This is a genomic window from Paenibacillus sanfengchensis (assembly GCF_036864765.1).
GTDB lineage: Bacteria > Bacillota > Bacilli > Paenibacillales > Paenibacillaceae > Fontibacillus > Fontibacillus sanfengchensis.
The window spans coordinates 331,320-351,415 of record NZ_JBAGJC010000001.1; the positions used below are offsets into that span (position 1 = coordinate 331,320).

A 20,096-nucleotide genomic window follows, 5' to 3' on the forward strand; every position below is an offset into this window, starting at 1 on the left:
CGTTCACGATCACCTCTGACGACTATTGTACCATACCGCAAGCCCCCGGGACAGGCGAAGAAAAGATCCCCGCTCCTTGTTCTCCGGCCCCGAAAATCGCTTTTCACGGAAAAAGCGTGAATAAGAAAAGCAGCCTTAGCCGGCACAATGCCGGCTAAGGCTGCAATCGAGAGCACACGGCTCTTCTTCAAGGATGGTCCGCTTACGACAGATCCTGCTTCAACCGCTCCAGCGCTACGGCTGCCGCCTGCTGTTCGGCCTCTTTCTTGGATCTGCCGCTTCCGCGGCCCAATCCCCGTCCTTCCATGTATACCTCGGATACGAATTCCCGCTCGTGCGCTGGTCCCCGCTCCTCGATGATCCGGTACTCCAGCACGCCCATGTTATGATGTTGGGTCAACTCCTGCAGCTCGGTTTTGTAATCCGTCGTCTGGAGCTTGCCGTCCAAGGTAATCTGGGAGAACACGTATTGATGCAGGAACGACGTGACCGCCTCAAGCCCCTGATCCAGGTAAAGCGCGCCGATGAAGGATTCAAAAACATCGGCCAGCAGCGCCGGACGGGTTCTGCCGCCGGTCAACTCCTCGCCTTTACCCAGAAAGACGTACTTTCCGAACTCCAGGCTCTCCGCGAATTTGACCAAGGAAGGCTCACAGACGATTGCCGCGCGCAGCTTGGTCAACTCTCCTTCGGGCCGGTCCGGGAAAATCCGATACAAATGTTCCGAAACCGTCAGTTCCAACACGGCATCTCCCAAAAATTCCAGACGCTCGTTATCCTCATGATGGTTGAACCGGTGCTCATTCACATAAGACGCATGAGTAAAGGCCTGTTTCAAGAGCTGTCTGTTTTGGAATGCCAGTTGAAGTTTTTGTTGTAACTGCTTCAGATCTCCGCTCAACAGACTGTCCCCTTACGCTTCGAATTTCTTCAGAATGATCGTGGCGTTATGCCCGCCGAACCCGAAGGAGTTGGACATGGCCACTTTGACGTCGGCTTGTCTGGCTACGTTCGGAACATAATCCAGGTCGCACTCCGGATCCGGGTGCTCCAGATTGATCGTTGGCGGAATAACACCGTTCTGCAGCGTCAGACCGCAGATGACCGCTTCCACGCCGCCGGCTGCGCCGAGCAGATGGCCTGTCATCGATTTGGTCGAGCTGACCGCGACTTTGGAGGCATGATCACCGAGCGCCTGCTTGATGGCAATCGTCTCCGAGCGGTCACCCACCGGCGTCGATGTGCCATGAGCGTTGATGTAATCCACCTCGGAGGCATCGATGCCCGCATCGCGAATCGCCATCTTCATGCACCGCTCCGGTCCGTTCGGGTCCGGTTCGGTCATGTGATGGGCATCGCCGCTAAGTCCGTAGCCGATCACCTCGGCGTAGATCTTGGCGCCACGTTTCTGCGCATGCTCCAACGACTCCAGAATGAGGATACCCGAGCCTTCGCCCATGACAAAACCGTCGCGCTCCGCGTCGAAGGGCCGGCTGGCTTTCTCCGGCTCGTCGTTGCGCGTCGACATCGCCCGCATCGAGCAGAAGCCGGCGAGGCCGGTTGGACGGATCGTTGCTTCCGCGCCGCCGCAAATCATCACATCCGCATCGCCGCGCTGAATCAGCTTGTACGAATCGCCGATGGAATGAGTTCCGGTCGCGCACGCAGTCACCGCCGTGCTGTTCGGGCCTTTGGCCCCGAACAGGATCGAAACATGCCCGGAGGCCATGTTCGCGATCATCATGGGAATAAAGAATGGGCTGACGCGTTTAGGACCTTTTTGCAGCAAAATGTTGTGCTGGTCCTCCCACGTGCCCAAACCCCCGATGCCCGAGCCAATCATGACGCCAACCCGCTCGGGGTCGGTCTGCTCGGCTATATTCAGGCCGCTGTCCTTCAAAGCCGTCGTCGCCGCGGCTACGGCGAACTGGACGAAGCGGTCCATTTTTCTCGCTTCCTTGCGATCCATATAATCTTCGGGATTGAAGTCTTTCACCGAAGCGGCTATTTGGGTCGGATACTCGCTGACATCGAACGACTCGATCCGGGATACGCCGGATTTACCTTGCGTAAGGTTGCCCCAGAACGTTTCAAGATCGTGTCCGAGTGCCGTCACCGCGCCCATGCCGGTCACTACTACTCTATGTTTCAAACACACTCACCTCGTATAGACTTCATGTGTAATCTTACTTCGTTGTTGCCCTTGTCCTAACCTGAACATCCTCTCAAGATGAGGAGAAGTCCCGCCTGCTTAATAAGGAGGTACGGGACTTTTAAAGATGACTTTAGGTATGAGATTGTATGTAGTTTACAACTTCACCTACGGTCGTAATCTTCTCTGCATCTTCGTCGGAAATTTCCAGGTCGAATTCATCTTCGAGTTCCATAACCAATTCCACGACATCGAGAGAATCCGCACCCAAATCATCTTTGAAAGAAGCTTCAAGCGTAACTTCGGCTTCATCAGCACCAAGGCGATCCACCACAATGCGTTTTACGCGATCCAATACATCGGACATCCGGTTCACCTCCTCTTTGGTATTATACGAGAATTAAAAGTAAAATGCCAGAAGCGATAGCGGGCAAATCACATATACATTCCGCCGTCGACGTGCAGCGTCTGTCCGGTCATATAGGACGCGCTGTCCGACGCCAGAAAGACGGCCACTTTGCCAATCTCTTCCGGCTGACCGAGCCTGGCGAGCGGAATGCCTTTCAGCATGCCTTCCCGAAGTTCTTCAGAAAGCTGGTCGGTCATATCCGTTTCGATAAAGCCGGGGGCGATGCAGTTGACGGTGATTCCGCGTGAAGCAAGCTCCCGGGCCGACGATTTCGTCAAGCCGATAACGCCGGCCTTGGCGGCAACATAGTTGGCCTGCCCGGGATTGCCGAGCGAGCCGACGACCGAAGAGATGTTGATGATTCGGCCGGAACGCTGCTTCATCATCGGCCGCGTGACCGCTTTGATGCCGTTGAACACGCCCTTCAGATTCGTTTCGATGACTTCGTCGAACTCTTCCTCTTTCATCCGCATAATAAGATTATCTCTAGTGATTCCCGCGTTGTTTACGAGGATGTCGATCTTGCCCCAGGCGTCAAGCACGCCCTTGACCATCCCTTCAAACTGTTCGCTGCTTCCGACATGGGCCTTCACCGCATAAGCTTTGACGCCCAGCGCTTCGATTTCGGCCACGACGCTCGCGGCCGCCTGTTCATTCCCGGCATAGTTGACCGCGACATTCGCGCCGGCCCCGGCGAGGGCCAGGGCGATGCTGCGCCCGATTCCTCGGGATGCGCCCGTAACCAAGGCGTTCTGCCCTTCAAGCGGTATTGCCATAATGTCATTCATCTCCTTCCCCAAAGAGGATATACCTTTTGGACTCCAAACCACGGAATGTCAAGCTTAAAAATACCAGAAAAGGATGAGCTTGTCAGCCCTTATCTTCTAACGGAGCGCTTCCGCCGATGACTCCAGGCTCTCCAGCCCGTTGACGTTAAGAATTCGGACGCTCTTGTCGATTTTCTTGATCAAGCCCGCCAGTACGCTGCCGGGTCCCAATTCGACAAAGGTATCCACACCTTCGGCGATCAGAAACTTCACGCTGTCTTCCCAGAGTACCGGGCTGTACACTTGACGAACCAAAAGGTCCGAAAGCTCCCCGGCGCTTTGAACCGGGCGCGCCGTCACATTGGCGACTACAGGAACCGCGGCGTCGCGGAATTGCGCCTCGGCAAGCTTCGCCCGAAGCCGCTCCGCCGCCGATGTCATCAACGACGAGTGGAACGGCCCGCTCACTTCCAGCGGAATCGCCCGCTTGGCGCCGATCTCCTTCGCCCGCTCGACAACCTTGGCGATCCCTTCCTTGGTTCCCGAGACGACGATTTGACCCGGGCAATTGATATTGGCCAGTTCGACAAGGTCTCCGCCGTCCGTGATCTCCTTGCAAAGCCCCGCCAGCGCCTCGCGCTCGCTGCCCAATATGGCCGCCATGGCGCCTTTGCCGCCGGGCACCGCTTGCTCCATAAACTCGCCGCGGGCCCGCACGGTTGCGACAGCGTCCTCGAACTTCAGCGCGCCCGCCGCCGTCAAAGCGCTGTATTCGCCGAGGCTGTGCCCGGCCATAAAGTCCGGTTTAACCCCTTTGGCGGCGAACGCTTGATAAAGCGCCACACTCGTCGTCAGCAGCGCCGGCTGCGTATTGGCCGTTTGCTTCAGATCGCTGTCCGGCCCTTCAAACACCAGCTTGGACAGCGGAAAGCCCAGAACCTCATCCGCCTGTTCGAACAAGCGTCGGCTCTCCGGCACGCTGTCATACATATCTTTGCCCATTCCTACACTTTGGGAACCCTGTCCCGGAAAAACAAAGGCGATCTTCCCCATCTTTCGATCACGCCCTCCTTGTCCTACTTTATCAGAAACCACGAATTACCAAACGAGCACGGAAGCGCCCCAGGTCAATCCCCCACCGAAGCCGACCAGAAGCACCGTGTCGCCTTCCTTCATCCGTCCCTCTTCCGCCGCCTCAACCAAGGCAAGCGGAATCGAAGCCGCCGAAGTATTCGCATATTTGTCCACATTGATCACGCATTTTTCTTCCGGCAATTCCAGCCGCTGCATCGCGGATTGAATGATCCGAATGTTGGCCTGATGCGGCACGAAAAGATCGATATCCTCTTTGCTCTTGCCCGCCTTGCGGAGCACTTCCTCCGTCGCCGTCCCCATGACCCGCACCGCGAATTTGAACACCTCGCGTCCGTTCATGTAAATAAAGTGCTTGCCGCCCTTCACCGTTTCTTCCGATGCCGGGAGGCGGGACCCGCCGCCTTCGAGCTTCAGCAAAGGTCCGCCCGCGCCTTCCGCTCCTAGATCGAAGGAGAGAAAACCGCGGCCTTCCGGTACTTCGCCCAGCACGACCGCCCCGGCTCCATCCCCGAACAGGACGCAAGTGTTCCGGTCGCTGTAATCGGTAATCCGGGACAACGTATCCGCCCCGATGATCAGGGCGTTGTTATACATGCCGGTCTGCAATAAACCGTTCGCCGTAGCCATGCTGTAAACAAAGCCCGAACATGCCGCGGACAGGTCGAAAGCGGCGGCTTTCTTCGCCCCCAGCTTCTCCTGCAAAATGCAGGCGGTCGATGGAAATGTCGTATCCGGCGTCACGGTCGCGACGATGATCAGTTCCACATCCTCCGCCGCTAGTCCGGCCGTTTTCAGCGCCTGGACCGCCGCCTCGTACGCCAGATCGGACGTCGCCTGCTCCGGTGCGGCGATATGGCGCTCGCGGATGCCCGTCCGCGATACGATCCATTCGTCGTTCGTCTCCACCATTTTTTCCAAATCGGCGTTGGTCAACACCTTCTCGGGCACATATTTGCCGTACCCTACGATTCCTATTGAACGAAATTTCATGATTGCACCATCCGTTTCCCGATTTCCTCCGCGATACTTTCCGTCAACCGGCTCTGCAGGGCCGTTCGTGCCTGGCGCACCGCGTTTTTGATCGCATCCCTGTCCGAGGAGCCGTGCCCTTTGACGACCAGGCCGCTAAGCCCGAGCAGCGGAGCTCCGCCATGCTCCTTATAGTCCATGGTCTGTTTAAGCCCCTTCAGGGATGGCATCAGCATTGCCGCCGCCAGCTTGTTCTTCAGCGTTTTGGTGAACTCCTGCTTCAGCAAGGAGAACATGGCGCCGGCCGTACCTTCCAAAGTTTTAAGCAGAATATTCCCGGCAAAACCGTCGCAAACGAGCACATCGCAAGCCCCCGTCAGAATATCCCGCGCCTCGACGTTGCCGGCAAACGCAATCGGCATCTCCTCCAGCAGCGGATAAGCCGCCTTCGTCAATTCATTGCCCTTCTTCGCTTCGGTTCCGACGTTCAGCAAGCCGACGCGGGGTTTCTCGATGCCGTGAACCCTTTGCCGGTAAATACTGCCCATCAGCGCGTATTGCGCCAGATGCTCCGGCTTCGCGTCCATATTTGCGCCCAGGTCCAGCGCCAATACGCCGCGTCCGTCCAGCGTAGGAATCATCGGCGCCAGGGCCGGCCGTTCGATCCCCTCCAGCCGTCCGACGACGAGCAGGCCGGTCGTCATAAGCGCGCCCGTATTGCCCGCCGAAATCATCGCGTCCGCCTGGCCTTCGCGGACCATCCGTCCGGCCACAACCATCGAAGCGTCCTTCTTGCGGCGGACCGCCTTGACGGGTTCATCCTCCGCCTCAATCACTTCTTCCGCATGATGGATCGTCAGATTGGACGGAGCCCCCGCCATCAGCGGCTCCAAGGCCTCCTTGCGGCCGACGAGCACGATTTGAATGTCGCTCCATTCCCGGGCCGCGGCCATCGCGCCTTCCACGGTACTCTTAGGCGCATGGTCCCCGCCCATGGCATCAATCGCGATTCGCATGGTTATTTCCTCCCTCTTGATTGTCATCGGCGGTCGACCGGTAGATGACAAAGTTCCCTTGAAACACCATCTCTTCTCCCACATAGGTGAATACTTCGACCCGAGCCTTGCCCTTGTTGCCGGACATCGGACGCACATAGGCCTTCGCGATGCATTTCTCCCCCAAATGAACCGAGCGGATAAACCGGATATCGGCGGAGAACGTCAGCGCGATCTCGTCGTTGATGACGGCGACGGCCAAGGAGTTCGCCTGAGCGAACACATGGTGTCCCCGGGCAATTCCCGTTCGGGAAAAAACATGCTCCTCCCGGATTTCGAAGATGGAAATCCCGCTCTTGTCCAGCTGGAGATCGACGATTTCCCCGATCACTTCATGCAGAGGCAGGGACCGAACCTGGTCGTAGGAACGCTCCGCCATCAGCTTCATCCGTTCCCTGAGCTCGGGGATTCCCAGCTCCAGGCGGTCCAGTCGAATCGTCTGAATGCTGACTTTAAGCTGACGCGTCAGCTCCTGATCCGTCACAAACGGATTTTCCTCTATAAGTTTCACGAGCTGCTGCTGTCTCGCTCTTTTCGGCAAACGTTCGATGGATATCCCCTCCGAGGATCAGTTCAATCTATTCTCAACTCTAAGTATAATGACATCATTTTTTAGAACCTGGTACTAAATTCTAGTATAAAACATCTCCCCGTAAAAAGAAAGAGGCAATGCTTCAAACCGCCCGCCTTCCGTCATGTTGACCCCGGTCGTTTGGATACCGGACATCTGCGCTTTATTATCGAAATACAATAGCCTGCTTCGCAAAAATTACGCTAACGGTTGCCACAGCCGTTATTTCCCCTGAAAACGGCGATTTCCCATTCTAACGGCCGCCACAGCGCTTATTTCGCATAAACAGAGCTGTCGTGAAGGAAATCCAGGGAAATCACCGCGCTCATGACCGTTACAATTTCTCATGGGTTACCTCGGCTAAAGTAGCGGCTATTACGTCCTTAAGAGCAACCGTGGAGACTTGCTAAGATGAGACCGTGTCCAAGAGATCGGTAATGCAAAAAAAATAGTATCTCATCGAAATGAGATACTACCTGAAGTTCTTGAAATCCCAGTCGCTTACGCGTTGATAATTTCTCTCGATTTGTATGTTCCGCAAACTTTGCATACGTGGTGAGCAAGCTTCAATTCTCCGCATTGTTCACATTTTACCATGCCCGGCACAGCCAATTTGAAATGCGTACGACGTTTGTCGCGGCGCGTTTTGGACGTTCTCCGTTGAGGTACTGCCATGGTTCCCACCTCCTTATCAAGTCAACCCGGGTTTCCGGTGTTCTTACGCTGTTCGTTGTTTACTTTTTGAAAAAATCGCCGAGCGAGGCCAGACGAGGATCAATCACTTCCGTATTGCAGCCGCAATCTCGCTCATTGCGATCGGTTCCGCAAGCAGGGCAAAGTCCTTTGCAATCTTCCTTGCACAAGGCCGCAAACGGAAGGTTCAGAAGAAAGGACTCTTCCAAATACGGCTTCAGATCCAGTTGGTCTTCGGCTACCACTTGCAGTTCCTCATCTTCATCCTGCGTTTCCGCCTCGGGATGATCGCTTTGCTTGAAGCGTTCTTCAAACTCGATATCGACTTTGTGGTTCAAGGGCTTCAGACATCGGGAACAGAACATGTCCAGCTCGCCCGCAAGGGTTCCGGTCACCTTCACCACTCCGCCGCCGGCAGGCTCGGCCTGAAGATCGGCTTTCAGCGGTCCGGCCGCCTGAATATCCTTGCGTCCCTTGATAACCTGGCTGACATCCAGCGTCTGGCGGAACTTCACCGGGCCGTCGGATGACGCCAACTGACGAAAATTTAAGATCATGAGTATCACTCCAAACAAACAAAATTTATTATACCGATTTCCAGTAAGTTTTGTCAACAGCTCTGCTGTGTTATTATTCATATTAAATAAACAAAATCATCGTGCAGTAACCGCCCGCGCATAGTTTAAAGCGCAATGCGGGAAGCTGTGCCGCAGAGGGGATCAAACTTTGAATACCGTCGGACTCATCGTTGAATATAATCCGCTTCACAACGGACATGCCTATCATTTCGCCGAAGCCAAACGGCTCGCCGGCGCCGAAGCCGCGATCGCCGTGATGAGCGGCGATTTTTTGCAGCGTGGCGAGCCCGCGATCGTCAGCAAATGGGCCCGGACCGAAATGGCGCTGCGCCTCGGCGTGGACCTCGTGCTGGAGCTGCCGGCGGTCTACGCGGTACAACCGGCCGAATGGTTCGCGTACGGCGCTGTCGCCATCTTGCAGGCGACGGGCGTCGTCACGCATCTCTGCTTCGGCAGCGAGGCCGGGGCGCTCGAGGCCCTGCAGCCGCTCGCCGGGCGGCTGGCGGACGAGAGCGCCGCCCTCCAGGCGGCGGTCCGCGAGGAGCTCGCCACCGGTGCGAGCTACCCCGCCGCCTACGCCGCCGCGGCCGCCCGCACCTGCGCGGGCGGCGATGCCGCCGAGGCGCGAGCGCTGTTGATGCAGCCCAACAACAGTTTGGGGCTGCATTACCTGATCGCGCTGCGGCGGCTGTCCAGCGGCATCGCGCCGCTGACGGTGCGGCGGCGGGCCGCGGGCTACCACGACGCGGCGCCACAGGACGCCGCGATCGCCAGCGCCACCGCTGTGCGGGCGCTTCTGGCCAAGGCGCGCGGGCTTGCAGCCGCGGAGCCGTACGTGCCGCCGTTCACGGCGGCCGTACTGGCCCGCGAGTTCGCCGCCGGGCGGGGGCCAATGGACTGGGAACGCTTCGCGCCCCAGTTGTTTCACCGGCTGCTCGCCTGCTCGCCCGGCGAGCTCGCAGCCCATCACGAGATGACCGAGGGGCTGGAGTACCGGATCAAAAAGCAATTATCCGACTTAAAGCACCCCTCGGTATCCGAACTGCTCCGGCAACTCAAAACAAAGCGCTACACGCATACCAAGCTTCAACGGACGCTGCTGCATGTATTGCTGCAGCATCCAGCCGATTCCCTGTCCCCCTGGTCTTTGGAGCAAGGGCCGCAATACTTGCGGGTGTTGGGCTTTTCGGAGACCGGCAGGAAGCTGTTGAAAACGATGAAAAAAACGGCCGCCCTCCCCGTCATAACCCGGGTTGCAAGCGGAACAGCACACTTCCAGTTGGCGCTTGATTTAAAAGCTTCCGCTCTTTACGCAAATGCGATGATCATAAGAACGGCGGAAGATATTTTGCGGGACTATCGGCAACCTCCGCTTCAATTGTAAGACCGTTATGATTTGTACGACAGTTCCTTTAAATAATTTAACGCATCATCGACCCGCTTGACCGGAACCAGCTTCATCGAGGTGCCGATCTCGTCGGCCTTTGCCTTTGCTTCCTTATAATTGTCCTCCGGGACAAAAAATATATCCGCCTTCTCCCGATCGGAAGCGACGATTTTAAACTGGACCCCGCCGATCGGCCCGACCGTTCCGTCCTCGGCCACCGTGCCCGTTCCGGCAACGCGGTAGCCTTTACTCAAGTCTCCGGGCGTCAGTTGATTATAAATTTCCAGGGAGAACATCAACCCGGCGGAAGGGCCGCCGATTCGGGTTTCGGCAAAATGAACCTCCTTGCCGGGATCCTGCGGCTGGATTTTTCGTACCTCCCCAACGCTGACCCCGAACCCTACCTTGGAAATCCCGTTTGTATCGCCAAGCTTCACCAACTCAACCCGCTGTTCAACCTTTTCTCCGTTTCGCTCCAATTCGACCGCCACTTGATCTCCCACCGATTTTCCGGACATGAGCTCCGCCAGTTGCTCGAACTTCTCAACCGCTTTTCCATCCACCTTCTTAATAATATCTCCCGGATGAAAGTCTCCCTTGGGGGTAATCTTGTCGGAAAAACCGATCACAAAAACGTATTCCGGGACGATCTTGTACTCGACTCCGGCGTATTTGTACGCCGCCATGATCGCGCTGGATTGTGAGGTATTCATGTAGTAGCGCTGTTCGGTCTGGTACTCCTCCTCATCCCGATCCGGTTCCTTGCGGATGATTTCCGTGTGAGGCCGGAACTGTGAAGTAACCAGCATGGCGATATTCGCATAGCTGACGGAAACGGTAGTAAGCATAAATGTTCCTTTCTCTGCCGTATCCCCTTCCTTGACACTGACCATCGGTTTGATCTCTTCCGCCGAACCGGGCTGATGGATCATGTAAGGCGTGGGCATGTACACCAAGACGTAAATTAATATTGCCAACGATATAAAATAAAGCCCCGCTTTAATGACGGACGATCTGCTTCTGCGCAATTCCCGCTCCCCCCCTCTGACTTTGCCGCCCTTTGACGAAGGCATGTACTTTGCCTCCCGCGCATATCTTGTACTATTCAAATTCATTCATCATTGTATATTCAATTTTCAAAAAGTAGGTGAACTCCTTGCCAAGCAAGAGCTCCACTTCCGGAGGCAGACTCTCGGCGACGCTGTTTTTCGGGCTGTCCGCCGTCCTGCTCGTCGTCTGTATCATGCTCGACCCCAGGGAGGCCTTTCAGGCTTCCGGCCAGGGGTTATCCATCTGGTGGCGGATCGTGTTTCCCGCCCTGCTGCCTTTTTTGGTCCTGTCTGAAATTTTGCTTGCCGGCGGCTTCGCTCACGGGCTTGGCGTCTTGGTTGAGCCGTTAACCCGAAGAGGATTGGGTCTGCCCGGTTCTTTTGCCTGGGTGCTGCCGCTCGGTGTTACGGCCGGGTTTCCTGCCGCCGCCGCATCCGCGGCCACCCTCTACAAACAGGGAAAAATCTCGGCTACTGAGGCGGAGAAGATGGCTGCCGCCGCCCACTTTGCCAGTCCAATGCTCATCGCGGTTGTGGTTGGGACCGGCTTTTGGGGACGGCCGGAGTGGGGGCTGCTGCTCCTCGCCGCGCATTGGCTCGGCGGCCTGGCCGCGGGCATTACGCTTCATCTTCTGGATCGCGGCGCGAACCCGGAACACAGAGCAAAGCCGGCCGCCACCTCTTCCTCCCGGCCCCGGGCGTCCCGCTTCCGCCTTGCGCTCGCGCAAATGGAGGAAGCCCGCAACGCCGACGGCCGCAGTATCGGCAAGCTGCTGGGGGACGCGGTCAGCTCGGGAGTACAGATCTCGATGACAACCGGCGGTTATATGCTTATATTTGCTGTAGTCATCCATGTGTTGACTGGCATATTGCCCGGATTTGTTCCCGCCTTCTTCGTAGCCGGTCTGCTGGAAGTCCATTTGGGAACCTACGCAGCCGCCCAGCTTTCGCTTCCTCCGGCGATCGTCTGCGCTCTTCTCAGTGCTTTGCTTGGGTGGAGCGGAATCTGCGCCTTCCTGCAGGCGAGGTCGGTCCTGAAGCCCGCCGGCCTGGGCGGTGCGCGGTATTTTCTGCTGACGCGTTTGGTGCACGGGGCATACGCCTATGTATTGACTTTGCTGCTTTGGAGTCCTATGACCAAGTGGATTCCCCAAGCGCAGTCCACTACGGCGGAATTTGATATCCATCCCGTTGCTGCGGACTCTTTTCCCATTCCGGGCTGGGAACAAATTTCCCGACTCGTGCAAGCCCAATTCTGGCTGCTGCTGTTCTTGGTTGCGGCATTTCTGTTTATCTCGCTTTTTCACAAGAAAAAAATGAATTAATGCGGCCGACTATTCTTCAAAGTTTCGCAAACTTTTCCTTCAGCGCCTTCTCCACATCCGCCGGAACAAGATCGCCCACGTCTCCATGGAAGCTGGCGATTTCCTTCACCACGCTGGAACTGAGGTAGGAATATTTCGGATTCGTCATCATAAAAATCGTCTCCACATCGCTGTTCAGCTTGTGGTTCGTCGACGCCAGTTGAAGCTCGTATTCGAAATCCGTGACGGACCGGATTCCTCTGACGATGACATGCGCCTGCTTCAAGTCCATATAATTGACGAGCAAATCCCGGAAACTGTCGATTTCCACGTTCGGCAAATGCGCCGTAACCTTGCCCAGCAATTCTTTGCGCTCGTCTACCGTAAACAAAGGATTTTTGCTCAAGTTGTTCAGCACGGCGACGATCAGTTTGTCGAACTGGCGGGACGCCCGCTGAATGATATCCATGTGCCCTTTTGTCACCGGATCAAAGCTTCCCGGATAAACCGCGACCCGCGGCCTTTTGATTTGTTGTTCCATCTTATGCCTCCTCCCCCGCTTCTCGAACCGGGAGTTTATGATCCTCGTCGTTGTAAAGGTATATAGATACGGCCGTCTCGCCGTAATGGGCCTTTCTTGTCTCGACAAAGCCCCCGATCCGCTCAGGATAAGCGTACGAGGATTCATACTCCAATACGACCGTTGCGCCGGGATGGAGTAAATTCAGTTCGCCCATCATATTCATCAGCTTGTCCCCATGCTTTAAACGATAGGGCGGATCCAGGAAGACTAGATCAAACTTCGCCTCGCGCTTGGCTAACGCCTTGAGCGCCCGTTCGGCGTCATTTTTGTAAACCTCGGCTTTGTCCTCAAGCCCCGCCGTCCGCAAATTCGCGCGAACCACTTCAATACTCTTATAATCCAAGTCCACGAACACCGCTTTGTCCATGCCGCGGCTCAAGGCTTCAATTCCGAGGCCGCCGGTGCCCGCAAACAAATCCAGCGCGCTGCCCCCTTCAAAATAAGGCCCGACCATGCTGAACAGGGCCTCCTTGACTTTGTCGGTCGTGGGCCTCGTCCCCATGCCGGGAACCGCCTTCAGCGCTCTTCCCCGGGCGCTGCCCGATATGACTCTCATGCTACGCTTCCCTTCCTTCATGCAAAAATGCCTGACGCTATCGTACCACACTCGCACGGGGAATGAAAAATTGAAACGTCATAACATTTCTTTGCTCGGATGTATAAACCACCCTTAAAGTGATCAGAATGGTACTATCGACATCACAAATGTCGTAGACAACCGCGGAGAAGACTTACGTTTCCCCATAAGCTCTTCGTCCGGTTTCTCCTCTCCCATGATGGGCGTCCCGCAAGGGGCGCCCGGACAAAAGCCTTTGTAGCAAGAATTCTACGAAGGTTTTTGTCCTTTTTTTTATGGATTGATGACCAAATTCACAATTATCTTATGAATTTGTACTTGTCTTACATCATTAAAAAACCGTTCAAAATGAGCGGCTAAGTATAGCAACATTGTAGCTTACTACATTGAAAGTAAAACCATTGAGAGATATTCACTTTTCTTTGCCGAAAAGAAAATCCGATGCGCCGACATCGGATCGAGTTCCTTATTCTTTTCAGTTCAGCTTCCTGCTGGATGGAACGGGCGGAAAGCAGCTCATGGTTTTATGTTGATTCTCTAGAATTGTTTCCACATTTTTCAGGCGGTCATTGGTTTCCAATACTGCACGCTTGACCAAATCCAGATCTCTTTCATCCCTTGCTGCTCTTGCTTCATCCCCTGAAGCTCTTCTTTCATTCCCTGCTGCTCTATTTCAATTCGTTCCAAGCGTTCATTCACTGGAACTAATTCAGCACGGATAACAGACTGCAACAATTCTTTAAGGCCGTTGTCCAATTGACTCCGCTCCTTTTAAACTTTATGAGGATATTGTACCAAGAGCCTTGCTTAATTTCTACTGATTTGGGTTCTTGTTTGCGAACAAAAAACACATCTTAACTCATCGTCTTTCGACGGCAAGATGTGTTTTTAAGAGACATGGCTATTCCTAATCTTCCCTAACCCTTGACGGAACCGGCCATAATCAGATGGTACGGCGTATTTGTTGCTCTCTTCGAGCGCTTTTAAGGCGACGGATAAAGTCATACTCTCCTGTGATCTTAATATCACCGAGGTCCAGAGGAAGTTATTCCACTGTTTGACAGCCGTCGATCCGCGCCGCTTCCATCATTTTGTCGGGAATCGATGCGCAGTTCCAACCGATATATAAGAACTCATAGATGCTATTCCAGATTCTGTTGTATGATCTATATTAGTAAAAAGTCTAGAACATGGAGGTTCCTTTATGAGTCCATTGTGGCGCAACGTCTTTTCGTTTAAAGGAATTTTGGCCTTGATGATGTCGGCGCTCCTGCTCACAAGCTGTGAATCTACGCAAATGGCCGTGGAGACAAATACATCAACCACTATGACCATGAAATACGCCAAATTTACAGGTCAAAAAGAAAAGACCATTCAAGTGGAAGATGGTCGGCCTTTGGATGTCGGGTTTGAAGTAACCACGGATGCCGGACAGCTGGATATTTCCCTGACGGATGAACAAGGCAACCATTTCTATCAGGGGAAGCAAATCCAAACTTCCTCCTTTACCGTACATCTCGATCAACCCGGCAGCTACCGTGTTGATGTGAAGGGGAACCAGCATAAGGGGGGCTTCGCCATTTCCTGGGGAAGTTTGAAACAGTAAAAAGGCGTCACAGATATGCTCTGCGACGCCTTCGCGCTTTCGCCTTCAAATCAATACCGGCTGGGCGATCAGCCCCCGTTGAAGGTCGAGCTCTTTTTTTACGCTGCTGAATACATCTTGAAGTGAAGAGCCCCAAAGAAGATTTTCCTGCAAGATATAAGATTTGACCTCATTGCAGCTTTCGTCGAATGTATCGAGATAATTGCTGCCGGCCTCCTCCAGATGCTTTCTCGCTTGCTTGATCAAGGACTTATATTCATGGTACAGTTCGGATTGTATGAGTTTGGAATCGTGGGAGAGGGCTGCCCAAGCAAATGCTCCGCCTTCGACACATTCGGAAGAGCCTTGAACGTATTCAATATCGGAGTGCACCAATATCAACAGCCGGACCCGATTTTCCAGAGACTTATATTGCTCCTTTAATTGTTCCAGCAACTCCATCTAACACACTCCTTTCCAATTGTATTGCCATTGCAGAAAGAGGGTGTCTTCTTCGCGTTCTTCATTCCCATACCATGAGTATAAGCTTTTTCCCAATCCTTGTATATATAGAATTTACAAAACCGTAACCTTTGAATGAAAAAAACGTCATTTCATTTCCGGAAATTAGTTAACTTGCTGTCTTCTTGTCAAAAAGCCCGCGTCGATGCATGATCGTAATCACCCGGTAGAAATCAAGACTACCTCCTTCAGGAGTATCGATCAGCGGGTGAGCCCGGTCATAGCTGGCGGCGGCCTGTACCGCTTCTTTTGCCCAATCGGGTACCGGCATACTCGCTTTCCTTTCCAGTTCGGCAATGCGCTCCGCTTGCTTGGCCACCGTATCCAGCAGGGCTTCAAACCGCTTTTTCTCCTCGGCCGTCATCGGTTCATCCCCTTTCCGGGTATCATATTGATATAAATCATACATATCCATCAATGCGATCAATTTGGAAGCATATGACGGATCGGTCGCATAACCTGCAGCCGCAACCGCTTTAGCCGCCTCCTGTCCAGGACGCCGCAGCACGCCGGCATAACGCTTATTCTCCAACAGCCGCGTATGATCCGCGATCGATTCCGCCCATGAGCGGTATTTCCGGAAGGGGGCATTGATCCGTACCGGCGATCCGTTTCTGTATTCGGTCGTCGGCATCATCACACTGCCCGCAGGCCCGGTACCTTTTATCCCGAATAAATTGTTGGCTTGTCTCGCCAGACCGCTGGATCCCCAATTGGATTCCAGTGCGGCCTGGGCGATGGTAAGGGAAGCGGGAACTCCGCTTTCATGCCAATCTTTTACCGCGTTCGGAGCGAGTTTAGCGATGAATTCGATTCTGTCCATCCCATCACCTCCAAAATAAGCATATGTAGAGGTTTCTCCGGACGCTTGGACAAACGGGACAAAACAGGCTTATTCCATGATTTTGTCCGGATCAGCCGCTTTCTTAATCTTGTGTTCGACCTTCTGGTCGCTGCCGAGATAGTACTTCTCGACAGGTTTTAATTGATCGTCCAATGTGTAGACCAACGGGATCCCTGTCGGAATGTTGACATCCACGATCTCCTCATTGCTCAAATTCTCCAAATATTTCACCAATGCTCTGAGGCTGTTGCCATGGGCCGCGATCACAACATTTTTCCCCGCAAGGACCTGCGGCTTGATTTCCCGTTCCCAATAATCCTCCACTCGCACGATAGTCTCTTTCAAGCTTTCCGTCAGCGGAATTTGCGAATCCGGAACGTCGAGGTATTTCGGATCGTTACGCGGATAACGCTCATCCTCTTGGTTAAGGGACGGTGGAAGAACGTCGAAGCTTCTCCGCCACAACATGACCTGGTCCTCCCCGTATTGCTGCGCCGTCGTTAATTTACTTAGTCCTTGCAGAGCTCCATAGTGCCGTTCGTTTAGCTGCCATGTTTTATGAACTGGTATCCAGAGCAGGTTCATCGCATCCAGGATATAGTACAGCGTTTTGATCGCGCGTTTTAGATACGAAGTGTAAGCTACGTCGAAAACAAATTTCTCCTCCTTCAACAAAATCCCGGCATCTTTCGCCTCTTGGACCCCTTTTGCGGATAAGTCGACATCAGTCCATCCCGTAAACAGATTGGATTTATTCCACTCGCTCTCTCCATGTCTGACCAGCACCAACCGGTACATCCTCCATCACCTTTCTTTTTCTGAGTATGATTTTATTTCCAGAAAACTACATCTTTATCTTATTACAAAAACGCATATCCAGGTATATGGTGGGTAAGCTAACCATGATTCCCAATATCTAAATATTTAGGAGGACAAACTTCATGTTCAACAACGTGTCCCAGCAAGTTCGCGAAATCGAACAGCTTGTAAGACAATTGGAACAGCAAACCCGCCAGTCTACCGCCATGTACCAGCAAATGCTGGAACAGGAACAGCAAAACGCGATTCAACTGGAGCAACTGGCTCAACGTGAACGCAAGGCGGTTCAAACGATCCAAACTGCGATTCAGGAACACCAACAAGCTATGCAACAATTCCAGCAACTTTCGCAATTAACAAGCCAAATTGAGAGAACCTCCTTTACGGGAACCAGCCAATTTGGAAGTCAGGAATACAGACCGTCCAGCTCATTTGGGGCGGGATTTGGCCAATCGGGATTTAACCAAGGAAGCATTGGCTCGTCAATCGGATCTTCGTCGATCGGATCTTCCACTTCCGTTGGCGCCGCTTCCGGCGGATCGTCCATCGGGTCGGGTTCGTCCTTTGGCATGGGCTCTTCCATTGGGTCCGGTTCATCCTTCGGTACAGGCGCCTCTATCGGTTCCGGCTCTTCCATCGGATCGGGTTCGTCCTTCGGGGCAGGCTCTTCCATCGGATCTTCGTCCGTAAATTCGTCGTTTGGGTCCACCGGATCGTCTGCTGGTTCCTTTGGATCCGCTTCGCTCAGATCGTCGGCTGGAACGTCCTTCGGATCTTCCACCGGATCCATCGGATCCGTGGGTTCCGTGGGTTCCGCAGGTTCCGTGGGTTCCATCGGATCCGTGGGAACCACCGGGTCCGCTGGATCCATCGGGTCCACCGGATCAATCGGGTCCACCGGATCGTCCTTCGGATCGTCGATCGGCCAAACGTCCGGGTCGCAATTCAACCCATCCAACACTGGTTCGACTATGCGCGGGTTACAATAACGCACGGACAACGGACCGTTCAGAAGCCGCCCACGGGCGGCTTCCTTTAATGATCTCTACTCATTAATACCCAAACCGCCGCTCAACTATAATCCTTCATCGCCTAATCTATGCTATAATTGGGAAATACAAAGACAGGTGGAGGAACTTATGAGCAAGTTTATGTTTTTTATTTTATTGTCCTGGCTGACGGGGAATCCTTTCATCGCGATTATTGTTCTGCTGGCCATACTTTATTTTGTCGATCGGCGCTTTGTCGGCGTTTTCCCGAGCATTTCCAAACCGTTCAAAAGGCATCGCAGCATATTTAAGCTTCGCCAGCAGCTTTCCCTAAGCCCGCATGATGTTTCCGCGAAGCGTGAGCTGGCACGTTTGTTACTGGAACGCAAAAGGTATAAGGAAGCCCATGATCTTCTGGAGGAAGTGAGAGACTACTCCGAGAATTCCGCGGAATATTGGGACGATTTAGGCACGGCTACAATTGGACTGAAACGTGTAAAAGAAGGCGAGGCCATGAAACTGCATGCCTTAAAATTAAATGAACGCGTGAGATACGGCCAACCATATTTAACGCTGGCGTTGGCCTTTCGGGAACAAGATCCTGAACATGCGCTGGCCTATGCCGCCAAGTACGGTGAAATCCAGTCCTCCTCCAGCGAAGCCTGCTTTCTGCTCGGCAGCCTCTATCGCTCCCTGGGACGCAAGGAAGAAGCGCAGCGTGCCTTTCAGGAATCCATTGCCATTTACAGAAGCCTGCCAAAATTCAAAAAGCGTCACGAACGAAAATGGGCGGTACGGAGTTATTTTTCTTTTCTGTTTACTTAGCGCGAAAGCCAAAAAAGCCGCATCCCCGGTTTACCCGGCGGCTGCGGTTTTTTCTATTCATCCGATTCTTCTTCCTCTGACCGATACACGCACCGGAACTCCTCATACCCGCTCTGCGAAACATAATCTTGAACCGAAAATCCGATATTCCGGAAAAAATCGGCCCCTTCTTCATCCGTTACCGCCGTGATGACCCGGGGTTGTTTTAGAAGTAATGTTTCCAGTATGATTCCGCGCCCGTAACCTTTCAACCGGTCTTCCGGATGCACCGCAAGATGGAGAATTTCCATCTGAGCGCCCTCCCGGAACGCAAAACCGATTAACCCGATCCATTCGCCCTCCTCTTCATAACCGTACAGCTCGGCTTGTCCGGCCGATGCGTAAAGGTCCCAGGCCTGCCGTTCCCGATCGGAGTCAAAGCCGGTGGCATATTCCATCAGTTCCTGAAGCGCCTCCCCGGCGGGAAAAGATGTCACTTGAACGAGCACGCTTTCGTTCCTCCCTTCTTCCTTTTTATTTCTTTTTCTCGATGACTTCTGTTCTTCCGTCCTCATAACCTACGATAACCGTATCGGCAATATCCACAAACAGTCCATGATCCACGACACCGGTGGTCATTTTTAGTTCATGGCTTAATTGGGCAGGAGAAACGATCTTTCCAAAAGACGCATCCGCAATATAGTTTCCGTTGTCGGTCACATACAGTTGTCCGTCCCGTTTACGCATTTCAAATTCAACATTATAGCGGTTTTGGAGCTGCCCGAGCGTCCACTCATAGCAAAAAGGAACGATCTCGATCGGGAGCTTGAACTGTCCCAAATGAGGCACCATTTTCCCGCTGTCGGCGATGACAATGAACCGGTCGCTGTTGATGGCCACCAGTTTTTCGCGAAGCAAGGCGCCGCCGCCCCCTTTGATCAACGCCATCTGGGGATCCACTTCGTCCGCTCCGTCGATCGCGAGATCCAACCGGGTCACCTCGGAGGCCGCTACCAGCGGAATCCCGTATTTCACCGCGAGCTCTTCGGAAGCCTTCGATGTGGCGATCGCCCGAATCTTCAGGCCTTGACTCACCATCTCTCCAATTTTTTCAATGGCATAATATGCCGTGGACCCCGTCCCCAAACCGACGGTCATTCCGTCTCGAACCCATTCGGCCGCCTTGTGCCCCGCAGCTTGTTTAGCATTCATCCTTATGCCTCCTTATTTTGCCGCATCCTGTTACCGATGAGCAATTCAACACCTTATGTAACGAATTTCATTTTTTTGTGGAACCAGCTAATATCATACCAAAAACAAGCATAAAAAAGAACAGCGCATCCC

At 53.8% G+C, this 20,096-nt stretch carries 25 protein-coding genes; 4 read left to right on the forward strand and 21 right to left on the reverse strand.

What is annotated here, in order from left to right:
* Positions 1-202: 202 nt before the first annotated feature.
* From rnc to V4U84_RS01555, 10 genes are all read right to left on the reverse strand, one after another.
* A complete protein-coding gene (gene rnc, locus V4U84_RS01510; protein ID WP_334073016.1) occupies positions 203-901 on the reverse strand; it encodes a ribonuclease III in 699 nt (232 codons plus the stop codon).
* A 12-nt stretch (positions 902-913) separates the two neighbouring features.
* Complete coding sequence (fabF, locus tag V4U84_RS01515) at positions 914-2,152, reverse strand: beta-ketoacyl-ACP synthase II (protein WP_334073017.1); 1,239 nt, start codon at positions 2,150-2,152, stop codon at positions 914-916.
* 133 nt (positions 2,153-2,285) lie between these two features.
* Positions 2,286-2,519, reverse strand: coding sequence for an acyl carrier protein (gene acpP, locus V4U84_RS01520; RefSeq protein WP_018750834.1), 234 nt, complete (start codon positions 2,517-2,519; stop codon positions 2,286-2,288).
* A gap of 68 nt (positions 2,520-2,587) precedes the next feature.
* The gene (fabG, locus tag V4U84_RS01525; protein ID WP_334073018.1) at positions 2,588-3,337 is read right to left on the reverse strand and encodes a 3-oxoacyl-[acyl-carrier-protein] reductase; all 750 of its coding nucleotides are present in this window, start codon (positions 3,335-3,337) and stop codon (positions 2,588-2,590) included.
* A 108-nt stretch (positions 3,338-3,445) separates the two neighbouring features.
* Positions 3,446-4,381, reverse strand: a complete 936-nt coding sequence (gene fabD / locus V4U84_RS01530; RefSeq protein ID WP_334073019.1) for an ACP S-malonyltransferase — start codon at positions 4,379-4,381, stop codon at positions 3,446-3,448.
* A gap of 45 nt (positions 4,382-4,426) precedes the next feature.
* Positions 4,427-5,413, reverse strand: coding sequence for a beta-ketoacyl-ACP synthase III (locus V4U84_RS01535; RefSeq protein WP_334073020.1), 987 nt, complete (start codon positions 5,411-5,413; stop codon positions 4,427-4,429).
* The gene (gene plsX, locus V4U84_RS01540; RefSeq protein WP_334073021.1) at positions 5,410-6,408 is read right to left on the reverse strand and encodes a phosphate acyltransferase PlsX; all 999 of its coding nucleotides are present in this window, start codon (positions 6,406-6,408) and stop codon (positions 5,410-5,412) included. The genes V4U84_RS01535 and plsX overlap by 4 nt, the downstream gene beginning before the upstream one ends.
* Entirely contained in the window at positions 6,392-6,988 is a 597-nt protein-coding gene (gene fapR / locus V4U84_RS01545) for a transcription factor FapR (protein ID WP_213504851.1), read from the reverse strand. Before fapR ends, plsX begins: the two co-directional genes overlap by 17 nt.
* A 531-nt stretch (positions 6,989-7,519) precedes the next feature.
* Complete coding sequence (gene rpmF, locus V4U84_RS01550) at positions 7,520-7,693, reverse strand: 50S ribosomal protein L32 (RefSeq protein WP_148449919.1); 174 nt, start codon at positions 7,691-7,693, stop codon at positions 7,520-7,522.
* A gap of 59 nt (positions 7,694-7,752) precedes the next feature.
* The gene (locus V4U84_RS01555) at positions 7,753-8,268 is read right to left on the reverse strand and encodes a YceD family protein (protein WP_334073022.1); all 516 of its coding nucleotides are present in this window, start codon (positions 8,266-8,268) and stop codon (positions 7,753-7,755) included.
* A 169-nt stretch (positions 8,269-8,437) separates the two neighbouring features.
* Here V4U84_RS01555 and V4U84_RS01560 point away from each other — a divergent pair, with 169 nt between their 5' ends.
* Positions 8,438-9,673 (forward strand): nucleotidyltransferase, encoded by a 1,236-nt coding sequence (locus V4U84_RS01560; protein WP_334073023.1) that lies wholly within the window; start codon positions 8,438-8,440, stop codon positions 9,671-9,673.
* 5 nt (positions 9,674-9,678) lie between these two features.
* On the opposite strand, the gene V4U84_RS01565 is transcribed toward V4U84_RS01560, so the two are convergent.
* Entirely contained in the window at positions 9,679-10,749 is a 1,071-nt protein-coding gene (locus tag V4U84_RS01565) for a SepM family pheromone-processing serine protease (RefSeq protein ID WP_334073024.1), read from the reverse strand.
* 83 nt (positions 10,750-10,832) lie between these two features.
* Here V4U84_RS01565 and V4U84_RS01570 point away from each other — a divergent pair, with 83 nt between their 5' ends.
* Positions 10,833-12,050, forward strand: a complete 1,218-nt coding sequence (locus V4U84_RS01570) for a nucleoside recognition domain-containing protein (protein WP_334073025.1) — start codon at positions 10,833-10,835, stop codon at positions 12,048-12,050.
* A 16-nt stretch (positions 12,051-12,066) separates the two neighbouring features.
* Here the strand turns inward: V4U84_RS01570 and coaD are convergent, their stop codons facing one another.
* The 3 genes from coaD to V4U84_RS01585 all read right to left on the reverse strand — a co-directional run bounded on the left by coaD (position 12,067) and on the right by V4U84_RS01585 (position 13,945).
* Positions 12,067-12,570, reverse strand: a complete 504-nt coding sequence (gene coaD, locus V4U84_RS01575) for a pantetheine-phosphate adenylyltransferase (RefSeq protein ID WP_334073026.1) — start codon at positions 12,568-12,570, stop codon at positions 12,067-12,069.
* 1 nt (position 12,571) lies between these two features.
* Positions 12,572-13,168 (reverse strand): 16S rRNA (guanine(966)-N(2))-methyltransferase RsmD, encoded by a 597-nt coding sequence (gene rsmD / locus V4U84_RS01580; protein WP_334073027.1) that lies wholly within the window; start codon positions 13,166-13,168, stop codon positions 12,572-12,574.
* Positions 13,169-13,747: 579 nt separating this feature from the next.
* A complete protein-coding gene (locus V4U84_RS01585) occupies positions 13,748-13,945 on the reverse strand; it encodes a hypothetical protein (protein WP_334073028.1) in 198 nt (65 codons plus the stop codon).
* Between the two features lie 448 nt (positions 13,946-14,393).
* Here V4U84_RS01585 and V4U84_RS01590 point away from each other — a divergent pair, with 448 nt between their 5' ends.
* Positions 14,394-14,795 carry a hypothetical protein gene (locus V4U84_RS01590; protein WP_334073029.1) on the forward strand — a complete coding sequence of 134 codons (402 nt, stop codon included), beginning with the start codon at positions 14,394-14,396 and terminating at the stop codon, positions 14,793-14,795.
* Positions 14,796-14,840: 45 nt separating this feature from the next.
* Here V4U84_RS01590 and V4U84_RS01595 read toward each other — a convergent pair whose 3' ends face one another.
* From V4U84_RS01595 to V4U84_RS01615, 5 genes are all read right to left on the reverse strand, one after another.
* Positions 14,841-15,236, reverse strand: a complete 396-nt coding sequence (locus V4U84_RS01595) for a hypothetical protein (protein ID WP_334076602.1) — start codon at positions 15,234-15,236, stop codon at positions 14,841-14,843.
* A gap of 169 nt (positions 15,237-15,405) precedes the next feature.
* On the reverse strand, positions 15,406-16,119 hold the full coding sequence (locus V4U84_RS01600) for a glycoside hydrolase family 73 protein (protein WP_334076603.1): 714 nt from the start codon (positions 16,117-16,119) through the stop codon (positions 15,406-15,408).
* A 69-nt stretch (positions 16,120-16,188) separates the two neighbouring features.
* Positions 16,189-16,938 carry a 2,3-diphosphoglycerate-dependent phosphoglycerate mutase gene (gene gpmA, locus V4U84_RS01605; protein WP_334076604.1) on the reverse strand — a complete coding sequence of 250 codons (750 nt, stop codon included), beginning with the start codon at positions 16,936-16,938 and terminating at the stop codon, positions 16,189-16,191.
* A gap of 98 nt (positions 16,939-17,036) precedes the next feature.
* Positions 17,037-17,291 carry a hypothetical protein gene (locus V4U84_RS01610; RefSeq protein ID WP_334076605.1) on the reverse strand — a complete coding sequence of 85 codons (255 nt, stop codon included), beginning with the start codon at positions 17,289-17,291 and terminating at the stop codon, positions 17,037-17,039.
* A 74-nt stretch (positions 17,292-17,365) separates the two neighbouring features.
* The gene (locus V4U84_RS01615) at positions 17,366-17,917 is read right to left on the reverse strand and encodes a hypothetical protein (RefSeq protein ID WP_334076606.1); all 552 of its coding nucleotides are present in this window, start codon (positions 17,915-17,917) and stop codon (positions 17,366-17,368) included.
* A gap of 181 nt (positions 17,918-18,098) precedes the next feature.
* Between V4U84_RS01615 and V4U84_RS01620 the strand changes: the two genes are divergently transcribed.
* Positions 18,099-18,773 carry a tetratricopeptide repeat protein gene (locus V4U84_RS01620; protein WP_334076607.1) on the forward strand — a complete coding sequence of 225 codons (675 nt, stop codon included), beginning with the start codon at positions 18,099-18,101 and terminating at the stop codon, positions 18,771-18,773.
* 53 nt (positions 18,774-18,826) lie between these two features.
* Here the strand turns inward: V4U84_RS01620 and V4U84_RS01625 are convergent, their stop codons facing one another.
* Together V4U84_RS01625 and rpiA are read right to left on the reverse strand one after the other, a co-directional pair.
* Entirely contained in the window at positions 18,827-19,261 is a 435-nt protein-coding gene (locus tag V4U84_RS01625; RefSeq protein ID WP_334073036.1) for a GNAT family N-acetyltransferase, read from the reverse strand.
* A gap of 25 nt (positions 19,262-19,286) precedes the next feature.
* The gene (gene rpiA, locus V4U84_RS01630) at positions 19,287-19,964 is read right to left on the reverse strand and encodes a ribose 5-phosphate isomerase A (protein ID WP_334073037.1); all 678 of its coding nucleotides are present in this window, start codon (positions 19,962-19,964) and stop codon (positions 19,287-19,289) included.
* Positions 19,965-20,096 lie beyond the last annotated feature (132 nt).

Excerpts from the sequence above, each read along its gene's own strand:
- V4U84_RS01590 (WP_334073029.1), top strand. The coding sequence starts at position 14,394 with ATGAGTCCATTGTGGCGCAACGTCTTTTCGTTTAAAGGAATTTTGGCC.
- gpmA (WP_334076604.1), bottom strand. The coding sequence starts at position 16,938 with ATGTACCGGTTGGTGCTGGTCAGACATGGAGAGAGCGAGTGGAATAAA.
- V4U84_RS01600 (WP_334076603.1), bottom strand. The coding sequence starts at position 16,119 with ATGGACAGAATCGAATTCATCGCTAAACTCGCTCCGAACGCGGTAAAA.
- acpP (WP_018750834.1), bottom strand. The coding sequence starts at position 2,519 with ATGTCCGATGTATTGGATCGCGTAAAACGCATTGTGGTGGATCGCCTT.
- fabD (WP_334073019.1), bottom strand. The coding sequence starts at position 4,381 with ATGGGGAAGATCGCCTTTGTTTTTCCGGGACAGGGTTCCCAAAGTGTA.
- V4U84_RS01535 (WP_334073020.1), bottom strand. The coding sequence starts at position 5,413 with ATGAAATTTCGTTCAATAGGAATCGTAGGGTACGGCAAATATGTGCCC.
- V4U84_RS01595 (WP_334076602.1), bottom strand. The coding sequence starts at position 15,236 with ATGGAGTTGCTGGAACAATTAAAGGAGCAATATAAGTCTCTGGAAAAT.
- V4U84_RS01565 (WP_334073024.1), bottom strand. The coding sequence starts at position 10,749 with ATGCCTTCGTCAAAGGGCGGCAAAGTCAGAGGGGGGGAGCGGGAATTG.
- V4U84_RS01620 (WP_334076607.1), top strand. The coding sequence starts at position 18,099 with ATGAGCAAGTTTATGTTTTTTATTTTATTGTCCTGGCTGACGGGGAAT.
- fabG (WP_334073018.1), bottom strand. The coding sequence starts at position 3,337 with ATGGCAATACCGCTTGAAGGGCAGAACGCCTTGGTTACGGGCGCATCC.
- coaD (WP_334073026.1), bottom strand. The coding sequence starts at position 12,570 with ATGGAACAACAAATCAAAAGGCCGCGGGTCGCGGTTTATCCGGGAAGC.
- rpmF (WP_148449919.1), bottom strand. The coding sequence starts at position 7,693 with ATGGCAGTACCTCAACGGAGAACGTCCAAAACGCGCCGCGACAAACGT.
- rsmD (WP_334073027.1), bottom strand. The coding sequence starts at position 13,168 with ATGAGAGTCATATCGGGCAGCGCCCGGGGAAGAGCGCTGAAGGCGGTT.
- V4U84_RS01555 (WP_334073022.1), bottom strand. The coding sequence starts at position 8,268 with ATGATCTTAAATTTTCGTCAGTTGGCGTCATCCGACGGCCCGGTGAAG.
- rpiA (WP_334073037.1), bottom strand. The coding sequence starts at position 19,964 with ATGAATGCTAAACAAGCTGCGGGGCACAAGGCGGCCGAATGGGTTCGA.
- plsX (WP_334073021.1), bottom strand. The coding sequence starts at position 6,408 with ATGCGAATCGCGATTGATGCCATGGGCGGGGACCATGCGCCTAAGAGT.